This window comes from Paracoccus chinensis, assembly GCF_900102885.1.
Lineage (GTDB): Bacteria > Pseudomonadota > Alphaproteobacteria > Rhodobacterales > Rhodobacteraceae > Paracoccus > Paracoccus chinensis.
This window is the reverse complement of record NZ_FNGE01000010.1, coordinates 81,331-105,382: the sequence shown is the minus strand read 5'-3', so window position 1 is coordinate 105,382 and position 24,052 is coordinate 81,331. Positions and strand designations below refer to the sequence as shown.

Genomic DNA, 24,052 nt, shown 5'->3' with positions numbered 1-24,052 from the left:
CGGCCTCTCCGGTGTTCGTGAAGACAGTGCCTAGCTCCTGTCGGTTGAAGGTTGGCGCAGGCGGCCTGGCAAGGAAAGGCTCGATGGAGCACACTTGCCGCTACGAATACGAACGGTGGCAAACCCTGCCCCCTACATAGCGGACAGGAGAGCAGTCCAACGTCGGTTGGGGGCCGACCGCAAGATGATCAAAGGTCGATGCTCTCGGAGAGGCTCGGTGCGCCCTCGATCTCAAAACCGAGATAACGGACCGTACTGGCGACCGACCGCCAGCTTCCCAAGGTCCTGCCGTGGCCCTCTTCGCTATCCGGAGCCGCTTCGCCGGCCATCCCGACGGTGGCGCCACATGTCAGGGCTCTGGAAGGCGCCTACCGGGTTCGTGGATGTGGATCTTGATGGTCTGTCGAGTTTCTTGCGGCGATCGTTCGTCAAATGCCATGAGGCAGCGTATCTTCGTTTCGATCCAACTTCAGGTGTGGTATCTGGTCCATCGCTTCCGAGACACGCCCGACCACGGTGGCGCGTGGCACGGATTGTCTCGTTGCGGGCCTTTGCGGCTGGGCACTCTTCCTTCCATGGGCGGCCGTCATTGCGGATCGGGAGTGAAGGCCTGACTGCCATCTGCACGAAAGAAGGGCTCGCATGCTACGGTCTGCCAGCCGGCAATGGCGCCGTGGCAGCGGTACGCGTCACCGGCGCCGCAGGCGTTCACGATGTCACACTGCGATCATCGCGATCTTGGTGCATCAGGGTCTCAGCGCTACGTTCGGGATGGCTGACGAACAGCCGAAGATGGAAACCATTGTCGCCGTGATGAGGCGCGGCCCACGCGCGACTAAAGGAGGAACGCACAGGTGACCCAAGCCGACCGGCAGGAAGGGGGCTGCCGCTGCGGACGCGTCCGGTTCAGCGTGGCGGGGCGACCGCTGGTGACGATGGCCTGCCATTGCCACGGCTGCCAGAAGATGACGGCCAGCGTCTTTTCAGTCAGCGCGCTGTTTCACCAGTCCGCCTTCGCCATCACACAGGGCGAAACCGTGCCGGGCGGGCTGCGGGGCGAGGTGCAGCATCATTTCTGTGGCTACTGCCTCAGCTGGATGTTTACCCGGGCCGACTTCCTAGGCGACCTGGTCAACGTCCGGTCCATGCTGCTGGACGCGCCGTTCTCCGAAGCCCCGTTCGTGGAGTGCTGGACGGATGCGGCGTTGCCATGGGCGCGCACCGGCGCCCGCCGCAGCTACCCGCGGTTCCCGGATCCCGCCGACTTTCCGCAACTAATGGCCGACTACGTGGCCGACACGGACGGGCCGCAACCCTAGCAATGCTGGCACGCCTTCGTGCCCGGCGCGGCGACGCCAGGAAAGCTGCCTTGCCTATGTATGTGGGCAATCGCTGCGGCCCTGGCAGACCCATCCGCCGGTCGGAAGATGTTATTTTCGGTAGCGGGAGAGCTTCCTGATCTATCAGCAGGCGGCCAGAAACGGCGACTTGCCACGTCGTCCGCTGCCGTGATCCCCCCCCCCCCCCCCCGGCCCCCCCGCCCCCCCCCCCCCTTCGCCCCCCCCCCCCCCCGGTTGCCCACCCGGCCGGCAACGACCAAGGGCGCGTCATCTGGCGTTGCGTTCCCAGGCGCGCGCCGCAGCCGATCTGTCGGCCACATCGGCAACCACACCGAGACCACCCGCCTCATCGCAGCCCTCCAGTTCGAGATCGAAGCTCTCGCCGGCGCGGCCCGGATCAGTTCCACGCGCCAGCGTTGCCGCCTCACGCCCGGCACCGACAGGGGCGCGGAGGGGAGTACCGAGATCTGCCAGCGCATCATCGCCGCCGTGGGCTGGCCGAAGTCCGAGGTGTCAGACTGCCGCCGCCAGAGCCGCAGGGCAATCCCCATGGTCCCGCTCTCCCAGGCGGCTAGGTGCAGCCGCCGCGAGGCAGTTATGGAGAGCCTATGCGCTTCCGCTACAGCCGCTGCCAAGCCGCCATGCCGCAGCCCTTCCTCCATGCAGGCAAGCACGGACTGCTCGTTCCCTGCCTCGACATGGATTACCCGGTCCAGAGAGAGCCCCGCCTGAGCCAACCCCCGCGCGAAGAGATCCGCGAGGGTCACGCACCAGAGCACCGGGCTGGAGAGCCGCGCCGCAATCCCGGCCGCAAAGCAGGCCGCCGCTGCCCCCATCCACCGCGCCATTGTCGCCGCCCGCCACCTCGTGCGAACAGCCCAGCGCGAGGCCGCCTCCCGGCAGGCAGAGGACGTTGAAACATCTGGCAAGAACGCCCATGAATATCATTCAGGCATCCGGACGGATACTTCTGTGATGCGATCCCCGACAGCTGCGTAAGGCATCTCATTCTTGTCTCGATTCAGGCGAGGGGGTGGTATCGGCTCCAGCACTGCAAGAGCAGCCTGCAGTGTGCCTCCAGAGTCGCCACTCTCGATTCCTGCAGCGAATTGGGTTCCTGAAAATCCCTGCCTCATGTCTGAATGCGGGATGGCGAATGTGCTGCCAGCCGACCCGCTTCCAGCTTCACCCGGCTGATCGCGAGCCCTGCGATTGCCGATGGTCTGTGTGCCTTGTGCCGCACCACGCCGAGTGAGCGCACCGGTGCGTTCTCCAGATCGACGATGCGCAGGTCCGGTTCGGTGATCATCATCGCGGCAAGGCACGGCAGAAACCCGACCCCGAAGCCTGCGGTCACGAACTTGCCGATGGTGGCGAGATGCTCGAACTCCATGAGTGGTCGGAACTGCGCGCCGCGCTGCAGGAAGGCAGCATCAGCATAAAGCCGGGCGGCGGTTCCTTGGGGCATCGACAGCAGCCCCAGCGCATGACAATCCATCAGATCCGCAGGTGCCCCGTTTTCCAGGCGCTTGTCATCGTTTCGCGCCAGAAGCACGTAGCGGTCGCGGACGAATTCATCATAGACGATATCGGTGCGGGACGGGTCCGCAGAGGTCAGGGCAAAGTCGACATCGCCCGCAAGCATGAGGTCCAGGGTCGTATCCGAGAGAACATCGCGGATATGGATCTGTGCCTCAGGATCCGCCTCGCGCACTGCCTGGGCGACCGCCGGCAGCAGCATTGCGGCAAGCGAGGGCAGGGCGGCAACGGAAAGGCGGCTCGCCTGCCGCTGCACGATCCCCTGCATCGCACGGAGCCCATCGTCATAGTTTTCAACCACTCGCCGGGCGACTTGCACAAGTGATCCACCCTCCCGCGTCAGGACCACCGACCGTGTCGTGCGCAGGAACAGCGGTGCGCCGATCTCCTCCTCGATGCCTTTCACGATGCGGCTCAAGGCCGGTTGGTTACGCTGAAATCCTCGGCCGTGCGGCTGAAGCTGCGGGTCTCGGCCAGGGAGATCACGATACGAAGCTGACGTGGGGAAAGATTCATTCTGTTGCTGCATCAATTCATCAGAATGATGAACTTATCATATCATCCGTGCACTGCCAGTCTTGCCCCGATTTGGCAGGGAGCCGCAGATGTCGAATGAACCGGACGAGCCCAAAGGCCTGCAGCGCGGGCTGACCAATTATGGTGACCGGGACTTCGCGCTGTATCTGCGGCGCTCCTTCGCCAGCTCGATGGGATTTACACGCGACGCACTGGCCCGTCCGGTCGTCGGGATCAACTCGACGCCTAGCGGCTTCAACAACTGCCATCGCTCGATGCCCGAACTGGTCGAGGCGGTGAAGCGCGGCGCCATGCTTGAAGGAGCGCTGCCGCTCGAATTTCCGACGATTTCCTTGGGTGAAGCGTACCTGACGCCGACCAGCCTCAAGTTCCGCAACCTCATGTCGATGGATGTCGAGGAAATGGCGCGGGCACAGCCGATGGATGCGATGGTCGCGATTGGCGGCTGCGACAAGACCGTGCCTGCACAGATCATGGGGGCAATCTCGGCCGACCGGCCCACGGTGATCCTTGTCACGGGTCCCATGATGACAGGCCGCTACAAGGGTGAGAGACTGGGCGCCTGCACCGACTGCCGCCGCTATTGGGCCCGCTTCCGTGCGGGCGAAGTCAGCGCCGACGAGTTGTCGCTTGTCGAATCCAACCTGGCCACCACCTCGGGCACCTGCGCCGTCATGGGCACGGCCAGCACAATGGCCTGCCTGACCGAGATCCTCGGCTTCGGATTGCAGGGCTCGGCCACGGCCCCGGCAGTTCATGCCGACCGGCTGCGGATTGCCGAGGAGTCGGGCAGGCTCGGGGCCCGCATGGCTGTCGATCCGCAGGCGGTGCGACCCACCCAGCTGGTCACCCCCGCGTCACTGGACAATGCCATGCGGCTGCTGCTGGCGATCTCGGGTTCGACGAATGCCCTTGTCCATCTGGCGGCAATCGCCGGCAGGGCGGGGCTCCGCTTGTCGCTTGAACGGCTGAATGAACTGGCCGCGACCACTCCGGTGCTTGTCAACCTCAAGCCGGTAGGCGCGAACTACATGGAGGATCTGCACGCCGCGGGTGGCGTCACCGCGCTGATGTGGGAGTTGCGCGAACTTCTCGATCTCGATTGCCCCACGGTGACGGGCGAACCGCTTGGCGCGCGTCTCAAAGGTTTCGATCCCGCCTCGATCGACCGCAGCGTGATCCGCCCGTTCGATGATCCGATCGAGCCGGAGGGCGGGCTGATCGCGTTGTTCGGCAACCTTGCGCCGGAGGGCGCGATCCTCAAGCGCGCCGCTGCGACCCCCGAGCTGCTTGAACGCGAGGCGCGGATCGTCGTCTTCACCTCGCCCGAGGATCTTGCCCGTCGCATCGACGACCCGGACCTGGACGTCGGACCCGACGATGCGCTGGTCATGCAGATGGCGGGGCCGAAAAGTGCGTCGGCCATGCCCGAGGCGGGGTATCTGCCGATCCCCAAGAAGCTGGCGGCGCAGGGTGTGAAGGACATGATCCGCATCTCGGACGCGCGGATGAGCGGCACCGCCTACGGTGCTATCGTGCTGCACTTCGCACCCGATTCCGCATCGGGCGGACCGCTGGCCCTGGCGCGGACGGGTGATCGCATTGCGCTCAGTGCTTCGCGCAATCGGATCGAGCTGCTTGTCGACGATGACGAACTGGCCCGGCGCCGTGCCGAGCTGCCGGCTGCCCCCGACGAGGCCCCGCGCGGCTACGCGGCGCTTTACGACCGCCATGTGACGCAAGCGCCCGAGGGCTGCGACTTCGATTTCCTGCAGCACCCGGATCTGCAGCGGTCGCGGCAGCAGGAAGACTGATCTTTTTTGGGAGGAGAAGAGATGTATCACTGGATGAAGCAGACGGGTTGCACCGTCGCGCTGCTGGCCACGACTGCAACCGTGGCATGGGCGCAAGCCGATTATCCGTCCCGACAGGTGACACTGGTTGTGCCCTATGCGGCAGGCGGCGCGACCGACATCATCGGCCGCATCGTGGCACAGGGGCTTGGCGACGAACTGAACCAGACGATCGTCGTCCAGAACGCTCCCGGCGCGGGCGGGTCGATCGGCGCGATGCAGGTCATGCGGGCCGACCCCGACGGCTACACGCTGCTGATGGGCGCCTTGACCAGCCATTCGATCAACATGCACCTGCCTACTGCCCCAGGCTTCGATCTGCGGACGGATTTCGAGACCGTTGGCCTTGCGGGCAGCGTCGGACTGGCTCTCGTGACCCGGACTGATCTTGCGGTAGATGATCTCAAGTCTCTCCTGGCGGAGGCCGGGGCGAACCCGGGGCAGTTGGCTTATGCCTCGGCCGGTGCCGGATCCCCGCAGCATCTGGGGATGGAGATGCTGAAGAACGCGGCCGACGTGAACCTTGTTCACGTGCCCTATCAGGGATCGGCCCCGGCCATTACCGACCTGATCGGCGGCCATGTGGACGTGATGTTCGACACGATCCCGTCGGTTCTGCCTCATGTGAACAGCGGCGCGGTCAAGGCGCTGGCCGTCACCACCCCTGAGCCTTCGCCCTTTCTTGAAGGCCTGCCGACCGTCGCCTCGGCCGGGGTGGAGGGCTTCGAGGTGCAGTCATGGTTCGGCGTTCTCGCCCCCGCCGGCACCCCCGAGACTGTGACGCAGCGGCTGAACGAAGTGCTGAACGCGACCCTGCAGAAGCCTGAGATCATTGCCGCCCTGGAACAGCAGGGTGTGGTTGCAAGTCCCGGACCTCGCGAGGCGGAAGCCGCGCTGATCGAAAGCGAGATTGCGAAATGGCAGGCCGTCATCGAGACGGCCGGGTCGCTGGAATAGGAGAGCCTGAGATGACCAGCACTTCAGTTGCCGTTATCGTCGGGGGTGGAACGATGGGCGCCGATGTCGCCATCGTCTTCGCCCGCGGCGGCTGGCGCGTCGTGGTCGTCGAGCCTGCTGCCGAAAGGCGGCAGGCGCTGGGCTCCTACTGGACAGTCGAGCTGGACAAGACCGGCCACGGCGCGGCCGCCGGTGCCATGTCGGCCGAGGCGAAGATGGACGATCTTGCCTGGGACAATGTCGCCATCGTCGTCGATTGCGCGCCCGAGCGGCTGGACGTCAAGCGCGTCGTTTTCGAGACCGCGGCACGGCTGGCGCGGGCCGATGCCATCCTCGCCTCCAACTCCTCGGGCTTTCCGATCTCGCAGATCGTTCAGGGCCTGCCGCATCCGGAACGCTGCGCGGGGCTGCATTTCTTCATGCCCGCGCATTTGGTTCCGCTCGTCGAGGTCGTCTCGTCGGCCGAGACGAACCAGGAAACGGCGGAGCGGCTGATGACGATCATGCGCGATCTTGGCCGGGTGCCGGTTCATGTCCGTCGCGATCTGCCCGGCTTCCTGGCCAACCGGATGCAGCACGCGCTGGCACGCGAGGCTTTCGCCTTGATCGAGGCTGGGATCGCCTCGGCCGAGGATGTGGACGCGGCGGTGCGCTTCGGCTTCGGCTTCCGCTTTCTTGCGGCTGGACCGGCGCTGCAGCGCGACCACGCGGGACTGGATGTCCATTGCGCGGCGGCCGCGACGATGTATCCGTCACTCTCAGTAGCGACGCAGCCCAGCAGCGAGCTGCGCGACCGTGTCGAAGCCGGGCGGCTGGGGATGAAGACCGGGGCAGGGTTCTACGACTGGACGCCCGAGACGATCGCGGCCGAACGCGAACGCTATCAGTCGGCGCTCGCTGCGGCACTGGACATCATTGCCGATGATCTGCCGCAGATCCGGCCGCTGGAGGATCACCGATGAACGCGACTCTTCCCTCCGTTGCGGTCACGGTCGCCCCCAACGGCTCCTACAAGATGAGGTCCGATCATCCGGCACTGCCGATCACCCCGGCCGAGCTGGCGCGATGCGCAAGCGCCTGTGTGGAGCGGGGTGCGGGGATGTTCCATCTTCACGTCCGCGACCGTGACGGCCGTCACCTGCTGGACGCCGAAGCTTATGGCGAAGCTACGACCGCCATCCGGCGCGCCGTGGGCGACAGGATGATCATCCAGGCGACCTCCGAAGCCGCGGGCCGCTATGCGCCTTTCGAGCAGATGGCTGCGATCCGCGCGACCCGGCCAGAGGCGGTCTCGCTGGCCCTGCGCGAACTGGTCCGGAAGGAGGATGAGGTGGCGGCCGCCACGCAGTTCATCGAGGATCTGGATCGCGCCAGCACGATGATCCAGGTCATTCTCTATTCCGCGGCGGATCTTGCCGCCTGGCGCGCATTGCGTCAGCGGGGCGCGTTCGGAAGCCGCCCGCAAACGCTTCTCTTCGTTCTGGGCCGCTATACCGAGAACCAGACGTCCACGCCCGCCGATCTCCTGCCGTTCCTCGCAGAGCCGGTCGAGGTGCCCTTCAGCGTCTGCGCCTTCGGCCGGTTCGAGCGCGATTGCGTCCTGACGGCTGCGCTTCTCGGTGGGCATGCGCGTGTGGGGTTCGAGAACAATCTGCACATGCCGGACGGCCAGCTTGCCCCCTCGAACGAAGCCCTCGTCGGAACGTTGGTCGAGGCCCTGACCTCTCTGGGCCGACGGACATCAAGCGCAGAAGAGATCCGGTCGCAATATCGTTAGGATGAGGAACTGCGGTCGAAGCTGATCTGGCTGGATCTTTGCCTGATCCCATTGGGAAAGCCTGCCGCAGGCCGGGTGTTTGCGGCAGGGCCCGAGCACGTCGGGGCCCGAGGGTGTCCTGCGCTGCGTAGGGCGACGTCGGGCTTCTGGCTTCACCATCAATAGCCAGCGTCCAAGTGGCCGTTGCGGTGGTTACCCCCTGCAGATGCCACCCGTCCCGCATCCCGGTCCCGCTCGCCCAGCACCCATGTGCGGAACGTGGCGGTATGCGCGTGGGCGGGGGCGCGGGGGCCCTGAAGCAGGTAATGACCGTAGTCATCGAAGACTGTTGTTTGTGACAAGCGCACCAGATGGCCGGCGTCCAGATCCTGGCGGATCATGGCTTCGGGACACAGGGCCACACCTTGTCCAGACAACGCCGCAGCCCGCAGCAGGTTGAAATCCTCGAAGACCGGCCCGCACTCGGGCGGCGGGTCATGCAGTCCCGCACGGGCAAACCACGTCCGCCACCCGGAGTGATCGGTGTCGTGCAGCAGATCCATTTCCGAGATGGCCCGGGCGGTGTTCTTGCCGGTCACCCGGGCTGCCAGTCGCGGGCAGCAGACCGGAACAGAAGCTCCTGGCAGGAAGAAGCAAGTCTCGTAGTTCCTTGAGGCTGGGGGAGTGGGCGCGAAGACAAAGGCGAAATGCACATCACCGAAGTCGATCTCCTGTCCATGCAGCGCGTAGACGATGCGCATGTCGACTGCGGGGTGCGCCTCTCGGAATTTGCCCAGCCGTGGAATCAGCCAGCACATGGCCACGGAAGGAATTGCGGCGACGACCAAGGGGTGAGAAATCCTGAAGTCCTTGGCGCGGCGGCAGGCGGCGTGGATCGCGTCGAAAGACAGCGAAAGGCTGCGCGCGAGATCGTCGGCATGGGGAAGCGGCCGCAGACGATTGCCATAGCGGGCGAAGAGCGGACCTCCGAACCAGCCCTCAAGCGCTCTGATCTGGTGGCTGATCGCGCTCTGCGTGACGAACAGTTCATCTGCCGCGGCGCGGAACGATCCGCAGCGGACGACTGCTTCGAAGGCACGCAAGGCGTTGAGTGGCGGGAATATGGGCACCTTCAAGTCACGTGAGTTTTTCTCACCCTGGGATGAGAAACCCTCTTTTGACAAGCGCGGAGCTTCCGTCGGACTGTCGAGGCAACCTTCAAGGGATCTCGATCAATGCAACGCGAACGGCTTCAGAACTACATCGGCAACGGCACCCCGGTGCAGCCCACCTTTTCCCCATCGGAAATGCAGCGGCGCCTTGATGCGATCCGCAAGGTGATGGCGGCGCAGAATGTCGATGCGGCGCTGTTCACCAGCTATCACAACATCAACTATTACTCGGATTTCCTTTATTGCCAGTTCGGCCGCCGCTACGGCCTGCTGGTCGACCACGACATCGTGACCTCGATCAGCGCGGGGATCGATGGCGGGCAGCCTTGGCGGCGCACCTTCGGGGGCCGGAACGTCACCTACACGGACTGGCAGAAGGACAATTATTTCCACGCGATCCGCCAGTTGACCGCCGGGGTCCGCCGGCTGGGGATCGAATTCGATCACGTGAACATCGACCTGCTGAATCTGCTCAAGTCGGAATTCCCCGGTATCGAGTTCGTCGACATCGCGCAGCCTGCCATGCAGTTGCGGATGATCAAGTCGGCCGAGGAGATCGACCATATCGAGAAGATGACCCGGATTGCTGACATCGGCGGTGAGGCCGTGTTCGAGGCGATCGGGGTCGGAGTTCCCGAACACGAGGTCGCGCTGCATTCGACCGCCACGATGGTTCGGGAGATCGCCCGTGTCTGGCCGCACGCCGAACTGATGGATACCTGGACTTGGTTCCAGTCGGGGATCAACACCGATGGAGCCCATAATCCCGTCACGTCCCGACGGATCGAGCGCGGCGATATTCTTTCGCTCAACTGCTTCCCGATGGTCGCGGGCTATTACGTCGCGCTGGAACGGACGCTTTTCGCCGAAACCGCGTCGGACGAACATCTGCGCCTGTGGGAGTTCAACTGCCGCGTCCATGATCGCGGCAAGGAGCTTCTGGTTCCGGGCAACAGCTGCGCCGATATCGCCAGAGAACTGAACGAGCTCTATTCCTCCGAGAATCTGCTGCAGTACCGAAGCTTCGGTTATGGCCACAGCTTCGGCGTCCTTTGCCACTACTACGGCCGCGAGGCGGGGCTGGAACTCCGTGAGGACTGCGACACGGTGCTGGAGCCCGGCATGGTGGTCAGCATGGAACCGATGATCACCATCCCTCATCATCTGCCGGGCGCGGGCGGTTACCGGGAGCACGACATCCTGGTCATCACCGAGACCGGCAACCGTAACATCACCGGCTTCCCCTATGGGCCCGAGCACCTGATCGTGGGTGCCAAGGGCAAGCTCTTTCCTGCCGCACAGCCGGTACTGGCCGGCGCCGTGTCAGCCGTCTGATACTCCTGCGGCACTGCACACTCGGGTCCGCAGCGCTGCAGCGACCCCATAACGCCTCCGAAAGAAGGGGCATCCTGACGCCGGAACCTGGCGACGAAATCAGGGAAGCACGACAACCAACAGGGATCGAACTCATGAAAACCACTCTCGGTCTTGCGACAACGCTGGCACTGCTGGCGGGGGCCGGTCACGCCGAACAGATCACGGTGCTGACCTGGGGCGGGACCTACGCCCGCAGCCAGGTCGAGGCCTATCACAAGCCCTTCACCGAGAAGACCGGCATCGTCGTCGTTTCGGTGGACAGCGACAACCCCGCCATTCCCATCAAGGCGCAGGTGGAGGCGAACAACGTCACTACCGACGTCGTCGACATCGAATATGCCGACGCCGTCCGCCTTTGCGACGAGGGGCTGCTGGAAGAGATCGACCCTGCCGTCCTGCCGCCCGCGCCCGACGGCACTCCGGCCACCGAGGATTTTCTGCCTCAGGGTCTGAGCGACTGTGCGGTGGGCTCGATCGTGTTCTCGACGGTCTTCGCCTATGACCGGACCAGATATCCCGACAACGCCCCGCAGACGATCGTGGATTTCTTCGATACCGGGAAGTTTCCCGGCAAGCGTGGCCTGAAGCGGGCGCCAAAGGCGCTGCTCGAGATGGCGCTTATGGCCGATGGCGTGCCGGCAGCCGAGGTTTATGACGTGCTTTCGACAGACGACGGAGTGAACCGCGCCTTCGCCAAGCTGGACACGATCAAGAACGACGTGGTCTGGTGGGACACGGGCGCCCAGCCGCCGCAGTTGCTTGCCGATGGTGAGGTCGCGATGACTGCAGCCTATAACGGGCGCATCTTCAACGCCGCCGTGACCGAGGGCAAGCCCTTCGAGGTCGTCTGGGACGGGCAGGTTTATGAATACAACCTGTTCGCCATTCCCAAGGGAGCGCCGAACAGGGAAGCGGCGCTGGAGTTCATCAAGTTCGCCACCGACACGCAGCGCCTTGCCGACCAGGCGAAATGGATCAGCTATGGTCCGGCGCGAAAGTCCTCGGCAGGACTGGTGGGCCTGTATCACGACGGCAAGACGGAAATGGCCCCGAACATGCCCACCAGCCCTGAGAACATGAAGAATGCGCTCGGCTCGTCCTATGACTTCTGGGTCGATCATGAGGCCGAGCTGACCGAACGGTTCAATGCTTGGCTGAGTGCCAGCTGACTGCTCGTTAGTGCCATAGCGTCGACCATGAGGTTTGGTCGCCGCTGCCTCGTGGAGCAGGGCAGCCCTTTGGGGGTGATCTCTAACCCTGCCTTCTATCGCCTGAAGGCACAATCTTCCGGCTTTGCAGGCTGCTACCCGTGTTTGGACCACCCGGCTGGTCTTCTTCGGAGGTCTCCCGGCCAGGGGGGTCATATTGCCCTGACCCATTTTTCAGCTCGATCGGGACCTTGTTCCCGATGGCGCTATGGAGTCGAACCTCATTGTAGTCTCTGCGGCCCGAGCCTCGCATTTTCGGACCGCATCGTCGCGGCTCATGAGCTAGCGCGTGTTCAGGCACTCGGCTCGGAACTTTCCGTTCAGGCTCTCGAGAAAGGCGCTCGTTACGGTCCTCGGACCGATACCGGACCTTGGCTCGCTCGGTGGGCTTGCCAGATCGTGAGAAGTTGAGGGTGACGTCCTGCTCATAGGCCCAGAGGTCGAGATCGGAGGAGATGAACGCGCTCCCTTGGTCGACGCGGATGGTCTTCGGCACGCCGATCTTACGGCCGAGCAGTTTGAGCACCTTCATGACGTGCGTCGCCCGGAAGCTGAACCGCGGCCTTGCTGGGAGGCTGCTCTCAGCGGAATGGTTGCCTGTAGACCGGAGCTACGATGCCAACTGGTTCAGAGAGGTCTTGAAAGACATGGGGATCACACCCTGCATCCCGGGGCGAAAGTCTCGTGGTCGGACCATCAGATACGACAAGCGCGGCTATCGGATCGAGATCCTTGTTCGGCCGCCTGAAAGTCTGGCGCCACATCGCCACACGTTATGGCAGATGCCCAAAGGTCTTCCTCTCCGCCATGGCACTCGCCGCAACCATCATGTTCTGGCTAGGAAGAGTAATACGTCCTGATCTTAAGGCTTCGCCGCCCATCTCTGCGATAGAGCAGCCGATGGGGCCGATTGCTTGGCTGATCATGGCTTTTTCGCGGGCTTTCGGTCGGTGTTGGCCGGCTCCTCAGGCGGAGGCAGAGGTGCAGCTGGGGGCGGGGGCGCATCGTTCATCTCGGCGCCAAACTTCATCAGCACGTTGAAGCGCTTCGGAGTTGGGGTCTCGTTCTGGTCACTCATCGGGTCCTGTCCTGTCAGTAGAAGATGCCTTGCGGATCGAGTGGAACAGTAGCTCGGCCTGAGCCCCGCCCAAGAAGGTCCGAGCGTGGCCAGACTGACCGCTCCTCCTGCATGGGTCGGCGGCCAGAATGGCTGCGGGAGATAGGGTATCGTACCTGAAGATGCGCCATTTCAGGCATACCTTGAAAGGACAGTCGCGCTGGAGACAGGCGTGCGTCCAATTGGAGTCGTTTCGCAAGAACTCGGGCACAAAGTGATCGCGTCTGGATCCCGGCAGGACAGAAACGATCTGCCATGACCCTCTACGGCTACGCTCGCCTGTCCACGACCGTTCAAGACGTCTCTCTGCAGGAGGCCGCGCCGCGCTCTGCCAGGTGATCCGGGCCGAGAAGACCTGGACTTCCCGCGACGGCCGCACCGGACTCGACATCCTGCTGCAGTTCCTGCGTCGCGGCGGAAACAAAACCGGGCACATAACCGCCAAGCTTGCCGGAAAACCGGTTTGAGAATACTCTGCAAGTGTTAGGTGGGGATGGTCGCATGAGAAAGCAAACTGCGGTCCATGGGATATCGGTAATAGTCGGGCTTTCGATGCTCATGTTCGGCGAACCTGTCGGGGCCCAGGCGGTGAAGCCCCCTCTGGACGGCATCCTGCAAAGTGGCGCCTCTGGCGCGAACTACCTTCGCAAGATCGAAGACAGCCTTTTGTCTGCCGACCCGGATACGCGCATTGCCACTCTGGACGCCATCGTTGCCTCAGGCGAGCCCTCCTATATCGCCAAAGCCATGGAGGTGGCGCTACTTTCAGACGACCCACGCCTGCGCCAGGCGGCGCTCAGGACCAGGTTCCAGTCCGGGGGCAACTATCGTGTCGAGGTCGATCTCACGGAGCCTTCAAAACAGACGACGGAGGCGGCGGGCTGGCTACGGCGGAACGGTGGATCGATCTCGACCGACGGGACATCTGGTCTGATAAACGTTCCGGTGGGGGAATGGAACGAGGCCGGACATTGCTGGCGGCACCTGACCTGGAACAGCTGAGCGTTCTCCTTGGCAGGGGAGCAGGTCTTCTTCAGTTCGCGTGACTAAGAAGGAGAGCTTCGCTTGACCTGTGCAACACTTTTCAGTGCCAGTCGGCATCTCCATGGACCTTGTTGTCACGGCAGATGCAGTGGGAATGGACCACGGTTTCAGACAACCTCACCATGACCGGCGGCGTTGTCTGCGCCATGACGCAGCGCCTCCTCGGCAGCGTGCTCGCTGTCATGGATGGTCGCGCGGCGGCGGCGTTCCAGGGTGCGGCCCAGCCGGCGGCGCAGGAAGGCCGAGGAGGAATAGCGCGACACGGTGCCGTAAAGCCGCGCCTCAAGGTCGTCCACCATCTCGCCCCAAGCGCGTTCCACGGGTTCTGCGATGTGGAACTGGTCGTAGTTCACCACCACGTCCACCCGCCGCCCCAAGGGACCGGCGACCGCGTCGACGCGCTGGCGGATCGCCTCGATGTCCGCCGGGGTGCGGACCGCCAGGCGCGACAGGTTGATGAACAGGATCTCCCTGGCTGCGTCCCAGGTGATCCGCCGCTCCAGCGGGATTGTCAGCAGGTCGTCCTTGAGGCCCATCGGCGCGTCGGTGAAGATGCGCGGGTCCATGATCGCGACCTCGCCCAGCAGGGGCGTGAAGCCCATCTGGTCCAGGATGTCGCGCTGCAGGTCCACGCCCGGCGCGATCTCGACCAGGCGCAGGCCCTGCGGTTCCAGCCGGAAGACACAGCGTTCGGTGACGTAAAGGACCGGCTGCCCCAGCCGCGCGGCGCGAGTGCCTGAGAAGGTGATCTGCTCGACCGTGGCGCCGAACTTGCGGGCGCGGCCCTCGACTGCGATCTCGAGTTGGCCGTCACCGGCGCGCACGGACAGCCCGCCCGCTGTGAAGGTGCCGGTGAAGACCAGATGGCGCGCGTTCTGGCTGATGTTGATGAAGCCCCCAGACCCGGCCAGCTTCGGCCCGAAGCGGCTGACGTTGACGTTGCCGGTGCCGTCCACCTCGGCCATGCCGAGGCAGGCGAGGTCCAGCCCGCCGCCGTCATAGAAGTCGAACTGCTGGTTCTGGGCGATGATCGCATCCGTGTTGACGGCCGCCCCGAAGTCGAGGCCCGAGGCGGGCTGACCGCCGATCACCCCCGGCTCGGCGGTCAGCGTCACGTGGTCCAGCAGGCCTTCTTCGGCTGCCACCGCGGCCACGCCTTCGGGCATCCCGATGCCGAGGTTGACGACCCCGCCCACCGGCAACTCGAAGGCCGCGCGGCGGGCGATGATCTTGCGGTCGGTCAGCGGCAGCGGCGCGGCCCCGTCCAGGGGTGCGCGGTAGCGGCCGGTGTAATAGCGGTTGTACTGCGTGGCATAGGTCTGCGGGTGCAGTTCCGGCGGTGCGAGCACCACCGCGTCTACCAGCGCGCCGGGGATCACCACCTCGCGCGCGGGCAGGGTGCCCGCGGCCACCACCTCGTCCACCTGCACGATCACCACCCCGCCCGAGTTCCGCGCGGCCATCGCCTGCGCGAGGTTGTCGAGGATCAGCGCCTCGCGCTCCATCGTGATGTTGCCGCGCTGGTCCGCGGTCGAGCCGCGCAGCAGCGCCACGTGGATCGGCATGGCCTTGAAGAACAGCCGCTCGACGCCGCCGACCGTGACGAGCTCGACCAGGTCCTCCTTGGCGGCATCGCTGATGCGGCCGCCGCCGTGGCGTGGATCGACAAAGGTTTCCAGCCCCACGTGGCTGAGGGTGCCGGGCTTGCCCGCCGCGATGTCGCGGTAAAGATGCGAGATCACCCCTTGGGGGAAGTTCCAGCCCTCGATCTCACCGGCCAGCGCTCGCGCGCCCAGCTTCGGGATCAGCCCCCAGTGACCGCCGATGATGCGCTTGACGAGGCCGGGCGCGGCAAGCCTGTCCAGCCCGCGGCCCTTGCCGTCGCCTTGGCCGGCCGCGAAAAGCAGCGTCAGGTCGCGCGGATGACCTTCCTCGGCGAAGCGGTCGCCCAAGGCCTTGAGCAGCCCGTCGGGCACACCCGCGCCGACGAAGCCCGAGGTGGTGACGGTGTCGCCCGAATGCACCAAGGCGGCGGCATCGCGGGCCGGGACGATCTTGTCGGGCATGGCCTAGAGTCCCAGCGAGCCGAGAATGATGACGACGATCGTGGCCAGGACAGGGATCGCCACCGAGACCACGAAGATGTCGCCGTAGCTTTTCTTGTGGGTCAGCCCGGTGATCGCCAGCAGGGTGATCACCGCGCCGTTGTGGGGCAGCGCGTCGAAACCCCCCGAGGACAGCGCGGTGACACGGTGCATCAGCTCCATGCTGATGCCCTGCTCGCGCGCCATGGCCGCGAACTGCTCGCCCAGTGCCTGCAGCGCGATGGACATGCCGCCCGAGGCCGAGCCGGTAATTCCCGCGAGCACGTTGACCGCCACGGCCAGCGAGGCCACCGGGTTCGTCGGGAACAGCCCCAGCACCGCGTCGCGGATGATGGCGAAGGCGGGCAGGGACGCGATCACCGCGCCATAGCCCACCTCCGAGGCCGTGTTGAAGATCGGCAGCAGCGAGCCCATCGTGCCGCTGTTGACGCTCTCGGTCAGGTTGGTGAAGCGGTGCCAGTTCAGCGCGATGGCCAGCACGATGGAGGCGACCAGCGCCACGATGATGGCCCAGATGCCCGCCACGGATTGCAGCGTGGTCTCGCCATAGCGGGGGTCGGCCAGGTAGGCCGCGTCCATGCGCGGGATGACGACATAGGTGAACAGCGCGTTCAACGCGATCACCGAGATGACAGGCAGGATCGCGGTCCCGAAGCCGGGCAGGTCCATGTCCTCGGGCAGCGAACTGTCGGCGGCAGTGCGCTCGTGCTGGCCATAGCCCTCGGACCGGGCGTGGGCGGCGGCCGAGCGGCGGTTGAGCCACAGCACGCCCCCGCCCAGCATGATCAGGCCGGCCAGGGTGCCGAGGATCGGCGCGGCAAAGACGTTGGTGCCAAAGAAAGGCATCGGAATCGCGTTCTGGATCGCCGGGGTGCCAGGGAAGGCGGTCATGGTGAAGGTGAATGACCCCAACGCGATCGCCGCCGGCAGCAGCCGCTTGGGCACGTCGGCGCGGCGGAACAGCGCGTTGGCGATGGGATAGATGGCGAAGGCCACCACGAACAGCGACACGCCCCCATAGGTCAGCACGCCGCAGGCCAGCACAACGGCCAGGATGGCGCGGTGGGCGCCCACCCGCTCGACGATCTTCTCGGCGATGGTTCGCGCGGCGCCGCTGTCGGCCATGACCTTGCCGAAGATCGCGCCCAGCAGGAACAGCGGGAAATAGATGATGACGTAGCCGCCGAGCGACTTCATGAAGACCTGCGTGTAGGTCGCGAGGACCGGAAGGTCCCCTGACATCAGCACCGCCAGCAGCGCCAGCAGCGGTGCAAGGATCAGCACGTTGATCCCGCGATAGGCAAGATACATCAGCAGCCCGAGCGAAAGGACAATGCCGAGAAGTCCCATGTCGTTTCCACCTTGCGATCAACAATGAAACAAAGTTGCAGCAGAACTCCTGAAGCTGAATTATTGTTTCCAAGTGGAAAGCATGATGTTCAGAAGGGAACACCGGTAAGGACCGCCACCAGTTCGGCCTTGTTGCGGGCGCCCGTTTTCTGGAACAGCCGTGCGCGATACTGCTCCACGGTGCGCGGAGAAAGGTCGAGATCGCGGGCGATTTCCTTGGCAGTGCGGCCCTGACAGGTGCGGATCGCGACATCGCGCTCGCGCCTGGTGAGGTCCAGAACCGGGCGCTCGGCCGAGAGATCGGCGAAGGTCCAGACGGCAAGGGCAAAGGGCTCATCCGGTTTCAGCGACCGGCCCTGCACGCGGCACCAGAACAGCCGGCCGTCCAGCCGCCGCATGATGCGCTCGTCATGGTAGACGGGCGTGGCGCGCATCCTTTGCAGGCCCGCTTGGCCAATGGCCTCGTATTCCTCGATGCTGGGATAAAGATGCGACAGTTCCATGTTCCTGAACCGCTCGGCCTCACCCCCGAACATGGCGGCGAAGGCGGGATTGCAGGCGCGGATAACGCGGTGCTCGGTCACGTAATCCCGAGGGGCGCGTATTCGATGGCAAGCGTCGCGAAGTCCATGCCTCATCATGCGCGCGCCGACATGGGCCGCAAGGGATGCGTAGTTTTACGGAATGGCTTGGTGCGTTTCTCCCCGGCATGATGCCCGAAAGGGAGGACATTCATGGTCAGCATCATCGGCACCGGCCACAGCCGCTTCGGGCGGCTGCCCGAAAGCTTCGAGGACCTGATCGTCACGGTCGCACGCGAGGCGCTGGACGAAAGCGGCATTGCTCCTGCGGAAATCGGCGGCATTTGGCTGGGGCATTTCAACGCCGGGATGGTCGATGACGGGTTTGCCTCGTCGCTGGCGATGGCCGCGCATCCGGACCTGCGCTGGACCCCGGCGACGCGGGTCGAGAACGCCTGTGCCTCGGGGGCAGCCGCGATCCGCGGGGCGATGGACGCGATCAACGCGGGGCGGGTGCGGGCAGCGCTGGTGATCGGGGCCGAGAAGATGACGCATCTGCCGACCTCTGGGGCCGCCGCCTGCCTGGGCCGCGCGGCCTACCAGCCCGAAGAGGCAGGCCAGAGCTTTCCCGCGATCTTCGCCCGTTTCGCCAGCGCCTATGCCGACCGCTTTGGCGACCCGACCGAGGCGATGGCGCAGATTGCGGCAAAGAACCACGCCAACGCGATGGCGAATCCGCTGGCGCAGATGCACAAGCCGCTTCCGGTCGAGTTCTGCCGTGAAGTCTCGGACAAGAACCCGATGATCGCCGCCCCGCTGAAGGTCAGCGACTGCTCGCTGGTATCGGATGGCGCGGCGGCGCTGGTGCTGGTGGCCGACGACCTGGCGAAGGGCAGGGAGGCAGTGCGGATCGCTGCCATGGAGCAGGTCAGCGACATCCTGCCCATGTCGCGCCGCGACCTATCGGTGATGGAAGGCCCGCGCCGGGCAATCGCTGCGGCGTTGGCCGCCTGCGGCACCGGGCTGGACGGCATCGACTTCGCCGAGGTCCACGACTGCTTCACCATCGCCGAGCTGATGATCTACGAGGCGATGGGGCTGGCCGAGCCGGGACAGGGCGCGCGCTGCCTTGAGGATGGCACCGTGATGCGCGGCGGCGCATTGCCCGTGAACCTGTCGGGCGGGCTGAAGGCCAAGGGCCACCCGGTCGGCGCGACCGGAGTGTCCATGCACGTCCTCGCCGCGCGGCAGCTTATGGGCCGCGCCGGAGAGATGCAGCTGACGGGCGCCCGCCGCGGTCTGATCTTCAACATGGGCGGCGCGGCGGTGGCGAACTACGCCTCGGTGCTGGAGGGCGCGGCATGAACATCGCGCAATGGCTGGAGCGGACTGCCTTGGAGCGAGGCCACTCCCCGGCGCTGTTTCAGGGCGCGCGGCAGATGGCCGATTACGCCGGCTTCCGCGACAGGGCGGCGGCACTGGCCAGCGCGCTGGCGCAGCGGGGCGTCGGGCCGGGCGACCGGGTAGCGATCTTCATGAAGAATCGCCCGGAATACCTGATCGTGCTTTACGGCATCTGGTACGCGGGCGCCGTCGCGGTGCCGATCAATGCCAAGCTGCACGGCAAGGAAGCAGCCTGGATCATCGAGAACAGCGAGGCGCGGCTGGCCTTTGTCACCGAGGATCCCGGCGCAGGGCTGGCTGCAGCTTCCGCGGTCAAGACGATCGACGTGGGATCAGGGGATTTCGTCGCAATGACACAGGGCAGCGGCGCGGCCCCTGTCTCGCGGGGGCCCGACGATCTGGCATGGCTGTTCTATACCTCGGGCACCACCGGGCGGCCCAAGGGGGTCCAGATCACCCATGGGATGCTGGCGACCATGTCTCTCTGCTACCCGCTGGACGTGGACGCCGTGACACCCGAGGACGCAGCCTTCTATGCGGCGCCGATGAGCCACGGCGCCGGGTTCTACGCACTCATCCACGTCCGCATGGGCGCGCGCCACATCTGCCCGGACTCGGCAGGCTTCGATGCCGCCGAAGTGCTGGAAACCGCGCGGACGCAAGGTCCGCTGTCGATGTTCATGGCGCCGACGATGGTGCGCCGGCTGACCGACGAGGCCCGGCGGCAGGGATCGGATGGCGACGGCATCAGGACCATCGTCTACGGCGGCGGGCCGATGTACCGCGCCGATATCGAGGACGCGGTGGCCCTGCTAGGTTCCCGTTTCGTACAGATCTACGGCCAAGGCGAATGCCCGATGGCGATCTCGGCCCTGCCGCGGAACGAGGTCGCGGACCGCAGCCATGCGCGCTGGCGCAAGCGGCTCGGATCGGTGGGGCGCGCGCAGTCGGCAGTCGAGATCGCCATCGGTGACGCTGACGGCAACCCGCTGCCTGCGGGAGAGACCGGCGAGATCATGGTCCGTGGTGCCCTCGTCATGCCGGGCTACTGGCGAAACCCCGAAGCGACGGAAAAGACGTTGAGGAGCGGCTGGCTGATGACGGGCGACATGGGCAGCCTGGACGCGGACGGATATTTGACGCTGCACGACAGGTCGAAGGACGTGATCATCTCGGGCGGCACCAACATCTACCCGCGCGAGATCGAGGACGTGCTGCTGACCCATCCCGAGGTGCGCGAATGCGCGGTCGTCGGCCGCCCGTCGCCGGAATGGGGCGAGGACGTGATTGCCTTCGTCAGCCTCTACCCCGACGCAACGGTGGACAAGGCGGCGCTGGACGCGCTGTGCCTTGCGGAAATTGCCCGCTTCAAGCGGCCCAAGGAATACCGCTTCGTCGCGGACCTGCCCAAGAACAACTACGGCAAGATTCTCAAGACCGAGCTGCGCCGGATGCTGGAGGACGAGGGATGACCGACCTGACAGGGAAAGCCGCGCTGGTCACCGGATCGGTTCAGGGGATTGGGCTCGAGATTGCCCGCGCGTTGGCCGGTGCGGGCGCCGCCATCGCCGTGCACGGGCTGGCCGACGCCTCGCAAGCTGAGGCGCCCTGCGAAGCGCTGCGCGCGGCAGGCGCCCCCGAAGCGAGGTTCTTCGACCACGACCTGTCGGACCCTGAAGGGGCGGGTGCGCTGGTTCGGGAAGCTGCGGCCTGGCGCGACATCGACATCCTCGTGAATAACGCGGGCATCCAGCACACGGCATCCTTGGCGGACATGCCGCTGGCCACGTTCCAGCGCATCCTGAACATCAACCTGACCGCAGCCTTCGTGACGATGCAGGCGGCCTTGCCGGCGATGGCGGAACGCGGCTACGGGCGGGTGATCAACATCGCCTCGGTTCACGGGCTGGTCGCCTCGGTCCAGAAGGCTCCCTATGTCGCATCGAAGTTCGGCCTTGTCGGCATGTCGCGCGTCGCCGCCCTTGAATACGCCGCCGCCGGCAGCCGCGAGACGGGTGGCGTAACCGTCAACTGCATCTGTCCCGGCTGGACCGAAACCGCGAACATCGAGCCCCAGATCGCCGCCCGTGCCGCAGCCCACAAGGGCGACCGGGCCGCAGGCATCGCGGACCTGCTGTCGGAAAAGCAGCCTTCGCGCCGCACCTCGGACCCGGCGGAACTCGGCGCCCTGGCGCTCTGGCTGTGCCACCCTATCGCCCACAACCTGACAGGCGCGGCAATCCCCGTAGATGGAGGCTGGACCGCGCAGTAAGGCGAGAATCCTTGCACGAGAGCCTCCGCTTCAAGATCGCGCAACAATGCCTCGGCGGCTGCTTGATCCCGGAGCCGACACCGATCACCCGTTCGGCGCTGATCATCTTTGGTGCTGATTATATGCAAGTGGAACAGAAGTCGAACTGTCGTCGATGATCCGGGTTAGGCGCAGCGGCTAGCGTCCAACTCTTCCAGATCTCTTACAGAGAGCTGAACGCCGATGCTCATCCCATCAGGGTCATCTAGAGGCCCGCTATATGCCGTGCAAGACTGACAGCAAAGGGCGGGGAGCAGCCTTGCGGGGGTGCGGCGAAGAAGATGCCGGAGGACACTGAAGCAGTCGTTCGTCTTAGGTGTTTGGTCCCACGGTTTGATGGTGTGATCCTTTCGCATGAATGGAAGGAGGCACTATGGGACAGGTTCGTCACGGGTGCGCCACGACCACGCACGCCGTCCGAGCTGCAATACAACGATCGCAAGCTTCGCTCGCAACGCTGAGCCGGGAACTGGGGATCAACCCCAAGACGGTGGCGAAGTGGCGCAAGCGGGCGACGGTCGAGGACCTGAAAACGGGGCCGAAGGAGTCGCGCTCAACAGTCCTGTCTGAGGCGGAAGAAGCGGTGATTGTCGCGTTCCGGCGTCACACGCTCCTGCCGCTGGACGACTGCCTTTACGCTCTGCAGCCCTCGATCCCGCAGCTGACACGATCAGCGCTGCATCGGTGTCTGCAGCGCCATGGCATCTCGCGTCTGCCTGACATCAAAGGTGACAAGCCGAGGCGGCAGCGCTTCAAGCGCTACCCGATCGGGTTCTTTCACATCGACATTGCCGAGGTTCAAACGGCCGAGGGCAAGCTCTACCTGTTTGTGGCTATCGACCGCGACCTGCCAAGTTCGCGGTCACCCAGCTCGTCGACAAGGCAGACCGGAAAACGGCATGGGAGTTTCTCGAACACCTTCTCGAGGCGGTTCCCTATCGCATCCACACAATCCTGACCGATAATGGCATCCAATTCGCTGATCAGCCGCGCAACCGGAACACCGCCTGGTCGAGGCAGATGCGCTTCGACATGATCTATGAGGCCAATGGGATCGAGCACAGGCTGACGAAGCCGAACCATCCGTGGACCAATGGCCAGGTTGAGCGGATGAACCGCACGATCAAGGAAGTGACCGTCAAGCGCTTCCACTACGACGATCACGACCAGCTGCGCGCGCACCTTGCCGACTTTATGGCCGCCTACAACTTCGCCCGCAGGCTCAAGACGCTGAGCGGCCTCACGCCCTACGAATACATCTGCAAGATCTGGACCTCAGAGCCAGACAGATTCATCCTCAACCCGATCCACCAGATGCCGGGACTGAACACCTAGGGCCTACTTGTGACACATTATAAAAAAAACCGGAGTGTGCTTCGATTTTCTATGGCAATTGACCCTGCACCTGTTGCGGCACGCTGCGGACAGTGCGGGTTGTACGCTCTGCTTCCGAGGTCCTTTCGGTCGCCTTTGTCTCAATGAGCATTGGGCGTTCGATGGGGGCGAGGGCCTCGGCTTGCTTCAGGGCGTTCGGCACCAGCATCTCACTGAAGCCCGCTAAGAAGGCAAACAGGTAAAGGCTCCAGATGACGCTGGTCTGTTCAACTGCGCCAAGAATCCACCCGCCCGAGATAAGCAGTACCATGATGCCTGCCCCGATCACCCCGATCGGAACGCGGACAAAACCCGCATAGATCATCTCGGCCATGGAGATCGAATGATCGACCCTGATCGAGCGAATGGAGCCGGATACCGAGAAGAATGCCCCAATTGCCCCGAGCGCCAGCACATCCGCAAGCCGGTACTGATTCGAGGCGCCCGGCAAATTCTGTGGGGCAGTAAGCACGTTGTCGAGCGCCGTGAGCGCGAGGGCGCCCCAAGGCACGAACCAGATCGCAAGAAGAAGAACCGTCAGCGCTACTCCGTTCGCGAAGATGTATCGCATCCGGTTCCGACTATCGCGGCGGCCGGTCACCTCGATCCTTGCCTGGTCCAGCAGAATGGCTGCGGATTCTGGCCGATCCTCGAACGCCATCTGCATTGCCTGCGCCATGAGATCGAGAGTACGGGTTTTCAGCAAGGTATGCGACCGGCCGAAGTGAGTGCCGCAAATGCCGGACAACACATCCCCCACGGACGCAAGTTCATTGACGACAGGAGTCAGCTTGCGGCGATAATCCCTCGCCGTTTCGTAATTATCAGGCAGAATATATCGCAAGCAGGTGCATTTGTTCTTGTTGCGAGTGGCGCTATAGATGATGAACTGATCCGTGGAAACGAAGATGTCCTCAACCTTGTTTCCCATCTCATCGGTGCCTCCGAGCTTGATCTGGCGGTCCTTGCCGATGCATGCTACCGGAACCGGAACCGGAACCATCTGACCGCCAGTTTCGTGGTCTAACGGCGATTCGACTGAAATTTCGTGCACAGGCCTCTCGGAAGCGGGTGCAACGCTTGGACC

18 protein-coding genes and 4 pseudogenes are annotated in these 24,052 nt (G+C 64.6%); 13 read left to right on the top strand and 9 right to left on the bottom strand.

Translation table 11 applies throughout. The annotated features are described in order from the left end of the window. Positions 1 to 349: 349 nt before the first annotated feature. Positions 350 to 712, bottom strand: a pseudogene (locus tag BLQ03_RS18860) (hypothetical protein); the annotation flags it as partial. A 142-nt stretch (positions 713 to 854) separates the two neighbouring features. On the opposite strand from BLQ03_RS18860, the gene BLQ03_RS11785 reads away from it, so the two are divergent. Next, positions 855 to 1,319, top strand: a complete 465-nt coding sequence (locus BLQ03_RS11785) for a GFA family protein (RefSeq protein WP_245688858.1) — start codon at positions 855 to 857, stop codon at positions 1,317 to 1,319. 1,153 nt (positions 1,320 to 2,472) lie between these two features. Here the strand turns inward: BLQ03_RS11785 and BLQ03_RS18625 are convergent. Continuing rightward, positions 2,473 to 3,297 carry a LysR substrate-binding domain-containing protein gene (locus BLQ03_RS18625; protein WP_217629720.1) on the bottom strand — a complete coding sequence of 275 codons (825 nt, stop codon included), beginning with the start codon at positions 3,295 to 3,297 and terminating at the stop codon, positions 2,473 to 2,475. A gap of 187 nt (positions 3,298 to 3,484) precedes the next feature. On the opposite strand from BLQ03_RS18625, the gene BLQ03_RS11765 reads away from it, so the two are divergent. From BLQ03_RS11765 to BLQ03_RS11750, 4 genes are read left to right on the top strand one after another with little or no spacing between them, the layout of a single operon-like run. Next, complete coding sequence (locus BLQ03_RS11765; protein ID WP_090756308.1) at positions 3,485 to 5,230, top strand: dihydroxy-acid dehydratase; 1,746 nt, start codon at positions 3,485 to 3,487, stop codon at positions 5,228 to 5,230. A 21-nt stretch (positions 5,231 to 5,251) separates the two neighbouring features. After that, positions 5,252 to 6,226, top strand: coding sequence for a Bug family tripartite tricarboxylate transporter substrate binding protein (locus tag BLQ03_RS11760; RefSeq protein WP_090756307.1), 975 nt, complete (start codon positions 5,252 to 5,254; stop codon positions 6,224 to 6,226). Positions 6,227 to 6,237: 11 nt separating this feature from the next. Further along, entirely contained in the window at positions 6,238 to 7,188 is a 951-nt protein-coding gene (locus tag BLQ03_RS11755) for a 3-hydroxyacyl-CoA dehydrogenase family protein (RefSeq protein WP_090756306.1), read from the top strand. Continuing rightward, complete coding sequence (locus BLQ03_RS11750) at positions 7,185 to 8,003, top strand: beta-keto acid cleavage family enzyme (RefSeq protein ID WP_090756300.1); 819 nt, start codon at positions 7,185 to 7,187, stop codon at positions 8,001 to 8,003. Before BLQ03_RS11755 ends, BLQ03_RS11750 begins: the two co-directional genes overlap by 4 nt. Positions 8,004 to 8,161: 158 nt before the next feature. Here BLQ03_RS11750 and BLQ03_RS11745 read toward each other — a convergent pair whose 3' ends face one another. Beyond that, complete coding sequence (locus BLQ03_RS11745; RefSeq protein WP_090756354.1) at positions 8,162 to 9,112, bottom strand: LysR family transcriptional regulator; 951 nt, start codon at positions 9,110 to 9,112, stop codon at positions 8,162 to 8,164. A 105-nt stretch (positions 9,113 to 9,217) separates the two neighbouring features. On the opposite strand from BLQ03_RS11745, the gene BLQ03_RS11740 reads away from it, so the two are divergent. Then, on the top strand, positions 9,218 to 10,489 hold the full coding sequence (locus BLQ03_RS11740; protein WP_090756298.1) for an aminopeptidase P family protein: 1,272 nt from the start codon (positions 9,218 to 9,220) through the stop codon (positions 10,487 to 10,489). Between the two features lie 134 nt (positions 10,490 to 10,623). Then, a complete protein-coding gene (locus tag BLQ03_RS11735) occupies positions 10,624 to 11,700 on the top strand; it encodes an ABC transporter substrate-binding protein (RefSeq protein ID WP_090756291.1) in 1,077 nt (358 codons plus the stop codon). A gap of 214 nt (positions 11,701 to 11,914) precedes the next feature. Here the strand turns inward: BLQ03_RS11735 and BLQ03_RS18855 are convergent. Then, positions 11,915 to 12,298 (bottom strand): annotated as a pseudogene (locus tag BLQ03_RS18855) (integrase core domain-containing protein); the annotation flags it as partial. Between the two features lie 4 nt (positions 12,299 to 12,302). On the opposite strand from BLQ03_RS18855, the pseudogene BLQ03_RS11730 reads away from it, so the two are divergent. Beyond that, a pseudogene (locus tag BLQ03_RS11730) lies at positions 12,303 to 12,579 on the top strand (transposase); the annotation flags it as partial. Between the two features lie 82 nt (positions 12,580 to 12,661). Here the strand turns inward: BLQ03_RS11730 and BLQ03_RS18355 are convergent. Then, a complete protein-coding gene (locus tag BLQ03_RS18355; protein ID WP_175558852.1) occupies positions 12,662 to 12,817 on the bottom strand; it encodes a hypothetical protein in 156 nt (51 codons plus the stop codon). 540 nt (positions 12,818 to 13,357) lie between these two features. On the opposite strand from BLQ03_RS18355, the gene BLQ03_RS11725 reads away from it, so the two are divergent. Beyond that, a complete protein-coding gene (locus BLQ03_RS11725; protein WP_217629719.1) occupies positions 13,358 to 13,858 on the top strand; it encodes a hypothetical protein in 501 nt (166 codons plus the stop codon). A gap of 149 nt (positions 13,859 to 14,007) precedes the next feature. Here BLQ03_RS11725 and BLQ03_RS11720 read toward each other — a convergent pair whose 3' ends face one another. The 3 genes from BLQ03_RS11720 to BLQ03_RS11710 form a co-directional block, all read right to left on the bottom strand. Beyond that, a complete protein-coding gene (locus tag BLQ03_RS11720; RefSeq protein WP_090756287.1) occupies positions 14,008 to 15,966 on the bottom strand; it encodes an acyl CoA:acetate/3-ketoacid CoA transferase in 1,959 nt (652 codons plus the stop codon). A gap of 3 nt (positions 15,967 to 15,969) precedes the next feature. Beyond that, positions 15,970 to 17,355, bottom strand: coding sequence for a GntP family permease (locus tag BLQ03_RS11715; RefSeq protein ID WP_090756282.1), 1,386 nt, complete (start codon positions 17,353 to 17,355; stop codon positions 15,970 to 15,972). Positions 17,356 to 17,444: 89 nt separating this feature from the next. Beyond that, positions 17,445 to 17,939, bottom strand: coding sequence for a PAS and helix-turn-helix domain-containing protein (locus tag BLQ03_RS11710; RefSeq protein WP_342672018.1), 495 nt, complete (start codon positions 17,937 to 17,939; stop codon positions 17,445 to 17,447). A 150-nt stretch (positions 17,940 to 18,089) separates the two neighbouring features. On the opposite strand from BLQ03_RS11710, the gene BLQ03_RS11705 reads away from it, so the two are divergent. The 4 genes and pseudogenes from BLQ03_RS11705 (at position 18,090) to BLQ03_RS11690 (ending at position 22,926) form a co-directional block, all read left to right on the top strand. After that, positions 18,090 to 19,241 carry a thiolase domain-containing protein gene (locus tag BLQ03_RS11705; protein ID WP_090756280.1) on the top strand — a complete coding sequence of 384 codons (1,152 nt, stop codon included), beginning with the start codon at positions 18,090 to 18,092 and terminating at the stop codon, positions 19,239 to 19,241. Continuing rightward, entirely contained in the window at positions 19,238 to 20,752 is a 1,515-nt protein-coding gene (locus BLQ03_RS11700) for a class I adenylate-forming enzyme family protein (protein ID WP_090756278.1), read from the top strand. Before BLQ03_RS11705 ends, BLQ03_RS11700 begins: the two co-directional genes overlap by 4 nt. Next, positions 20,749 to 21,552, top strand: a complete 804-nt coding sequence (locus BLQ03_RS11695; RefSeq protein WP_090756276.1) for an SDR family NAD(P)-dependent oxidoreductase — start codon at positions 20,749 to 20,751, stop codon at positions 21,550 to 21,552. The genes BLQ03_RS11700 and BLQ03_RS11695 overlap by 4 nt, the downstream gene beginning before the upstream one ends. A 412-nt stretch (positions 21,553 to 21,964) precedes the next feature. Beyond that, positions 21,965 to 22,926, top strand: a pseudogene (locus BLQ03_RS11690) (IS481 family transposase). Between the two features lie 49 nt (positions 22,927 to 22,975). Here the strand turns inward: BLQ03_RS11690 and BLQ03_RS11685 are convergent. Beyond that, on the bottom strand, positions 22,976 to 23,968 hold the full coding sequence (locus BLQ03_RS11685; RefSeq protein ID WP_090756274.1) for a hypothetical protein: 993 nt from the start codon (positions 23,966 to 23,968) through the stop codon (positions 22,976 to 22,978). Positions 23,969 to 24,052: the final 84 nt, after the last annotated feature.

What these genes read in the sequence shown, in the direction of transcription:
- BLQ03_RS11685 (WP_090756274.1), bottom strand. Translation starts at nt 23,968, where the DNA reads ATGGTTCCGGTTCCGGTTCCGGTAGCATGCATCGGCAAGGACCGCCAG.
- BLQ03_RS11735 (WP_090756291.1), top strand. Translation starts at nt 10,624, where the DNA reads ATGAAAACCACTCTCGGTCTTGCGACAACGCTGGCACTGCTGGCGGGG.
- BLQ03_RS11705 (WP_090756280.1), top strand. Translation starts at nt 18,090, where the DNA reads ATGGTCAGCATCATCGGCACCGGCCACAGCCGCTTCGGGCGGCTGCCC.
- BLQ03_RS11760 (WP_090756307.1), top strand. Translation starts at nt 5,252, where the DNA reads ATGTATCACTGGATGAAGCAGACGGGTTGCACCGTCGCGCTGCTGGCC.
- BLQ03_RS11725 (WP_217629719.1), top strand. Translation starts at nt 13,358, where the DNA reads ATGAGAAAGCAAACTGCGGTCCATGGGATATCGGTAATAGTCGGGCTT.
- BLQ03_RS11765 (WP_090756308.1), top strand. Translation starts at nt 3,485, where the DNA reads ATGTCGAATGAACCGGACGAGCCCAAAGGCCTGCAGCGCGGGCTGACC.
- BLQ03_RS18355 (WP_175558852.1), bottom strand. Translation starts at nt 12,817, where the DNA reads ATGAGTGACCAGAACGAGACCCCAACTCCGAAGCGCTTCAACGTGCTG.
- BLQ03_RS11715 (WP_090756282.1), bottom strand. Translation starts at nt 17,355, where the DNA reads ATGGGACTTCTCGGCATTGTCCTTTCGCTCGGGCTGCTGATGTATCTT.
- BLQ03_RS11755 (WP_090756306.1), top strand. Translation starts at nt 6,238, where the DNA reads ATGACCAGCACTTCAGTTGCCGTTATCGTCGGGGGTGGAACGATGGGC.
- BLQ03_RS11740 (WP_090756298.1), top strand. Translation starts at nt 9,218, where the DNA reads ATGCAACGCGAACGGCTTCAGAACTACATCGGCAACGGCACCCCGGTG.
- BLQ03_RS11720 (WP_090756287.1), bottom strand. Translation starts at nt 15,966, where the DNA reads ATGCCCGACAAGATCGTCCCGGCCCGCGATGCCGCCGCCTTGGTGCAT.
- BLQ03_RS11695 (WP_090756276.1), top strand. Translation starts at nt 20,749, where the DNA reads ATGACCGACCTGACAGGGAAAGCCGCGCTGGTCACCGGATCGGTTCAG.
- BLQ03_RS11700 (WP_090756278.1), top strand. Translation starts at nt 19,238, where the DNA reads ATGAACATCGCGCAATGGCTGGAGCGGACTGCCTTGGAGCGAGGCCAC.
- BLQ03_RS11750 (WP_090756300.1), top strand. Translation starts at nt 7,185, where the DNA reads ATGAACGCGACTCTTCCCTCCGTTGCGGTCACGGTCGCCCCCAACGGC.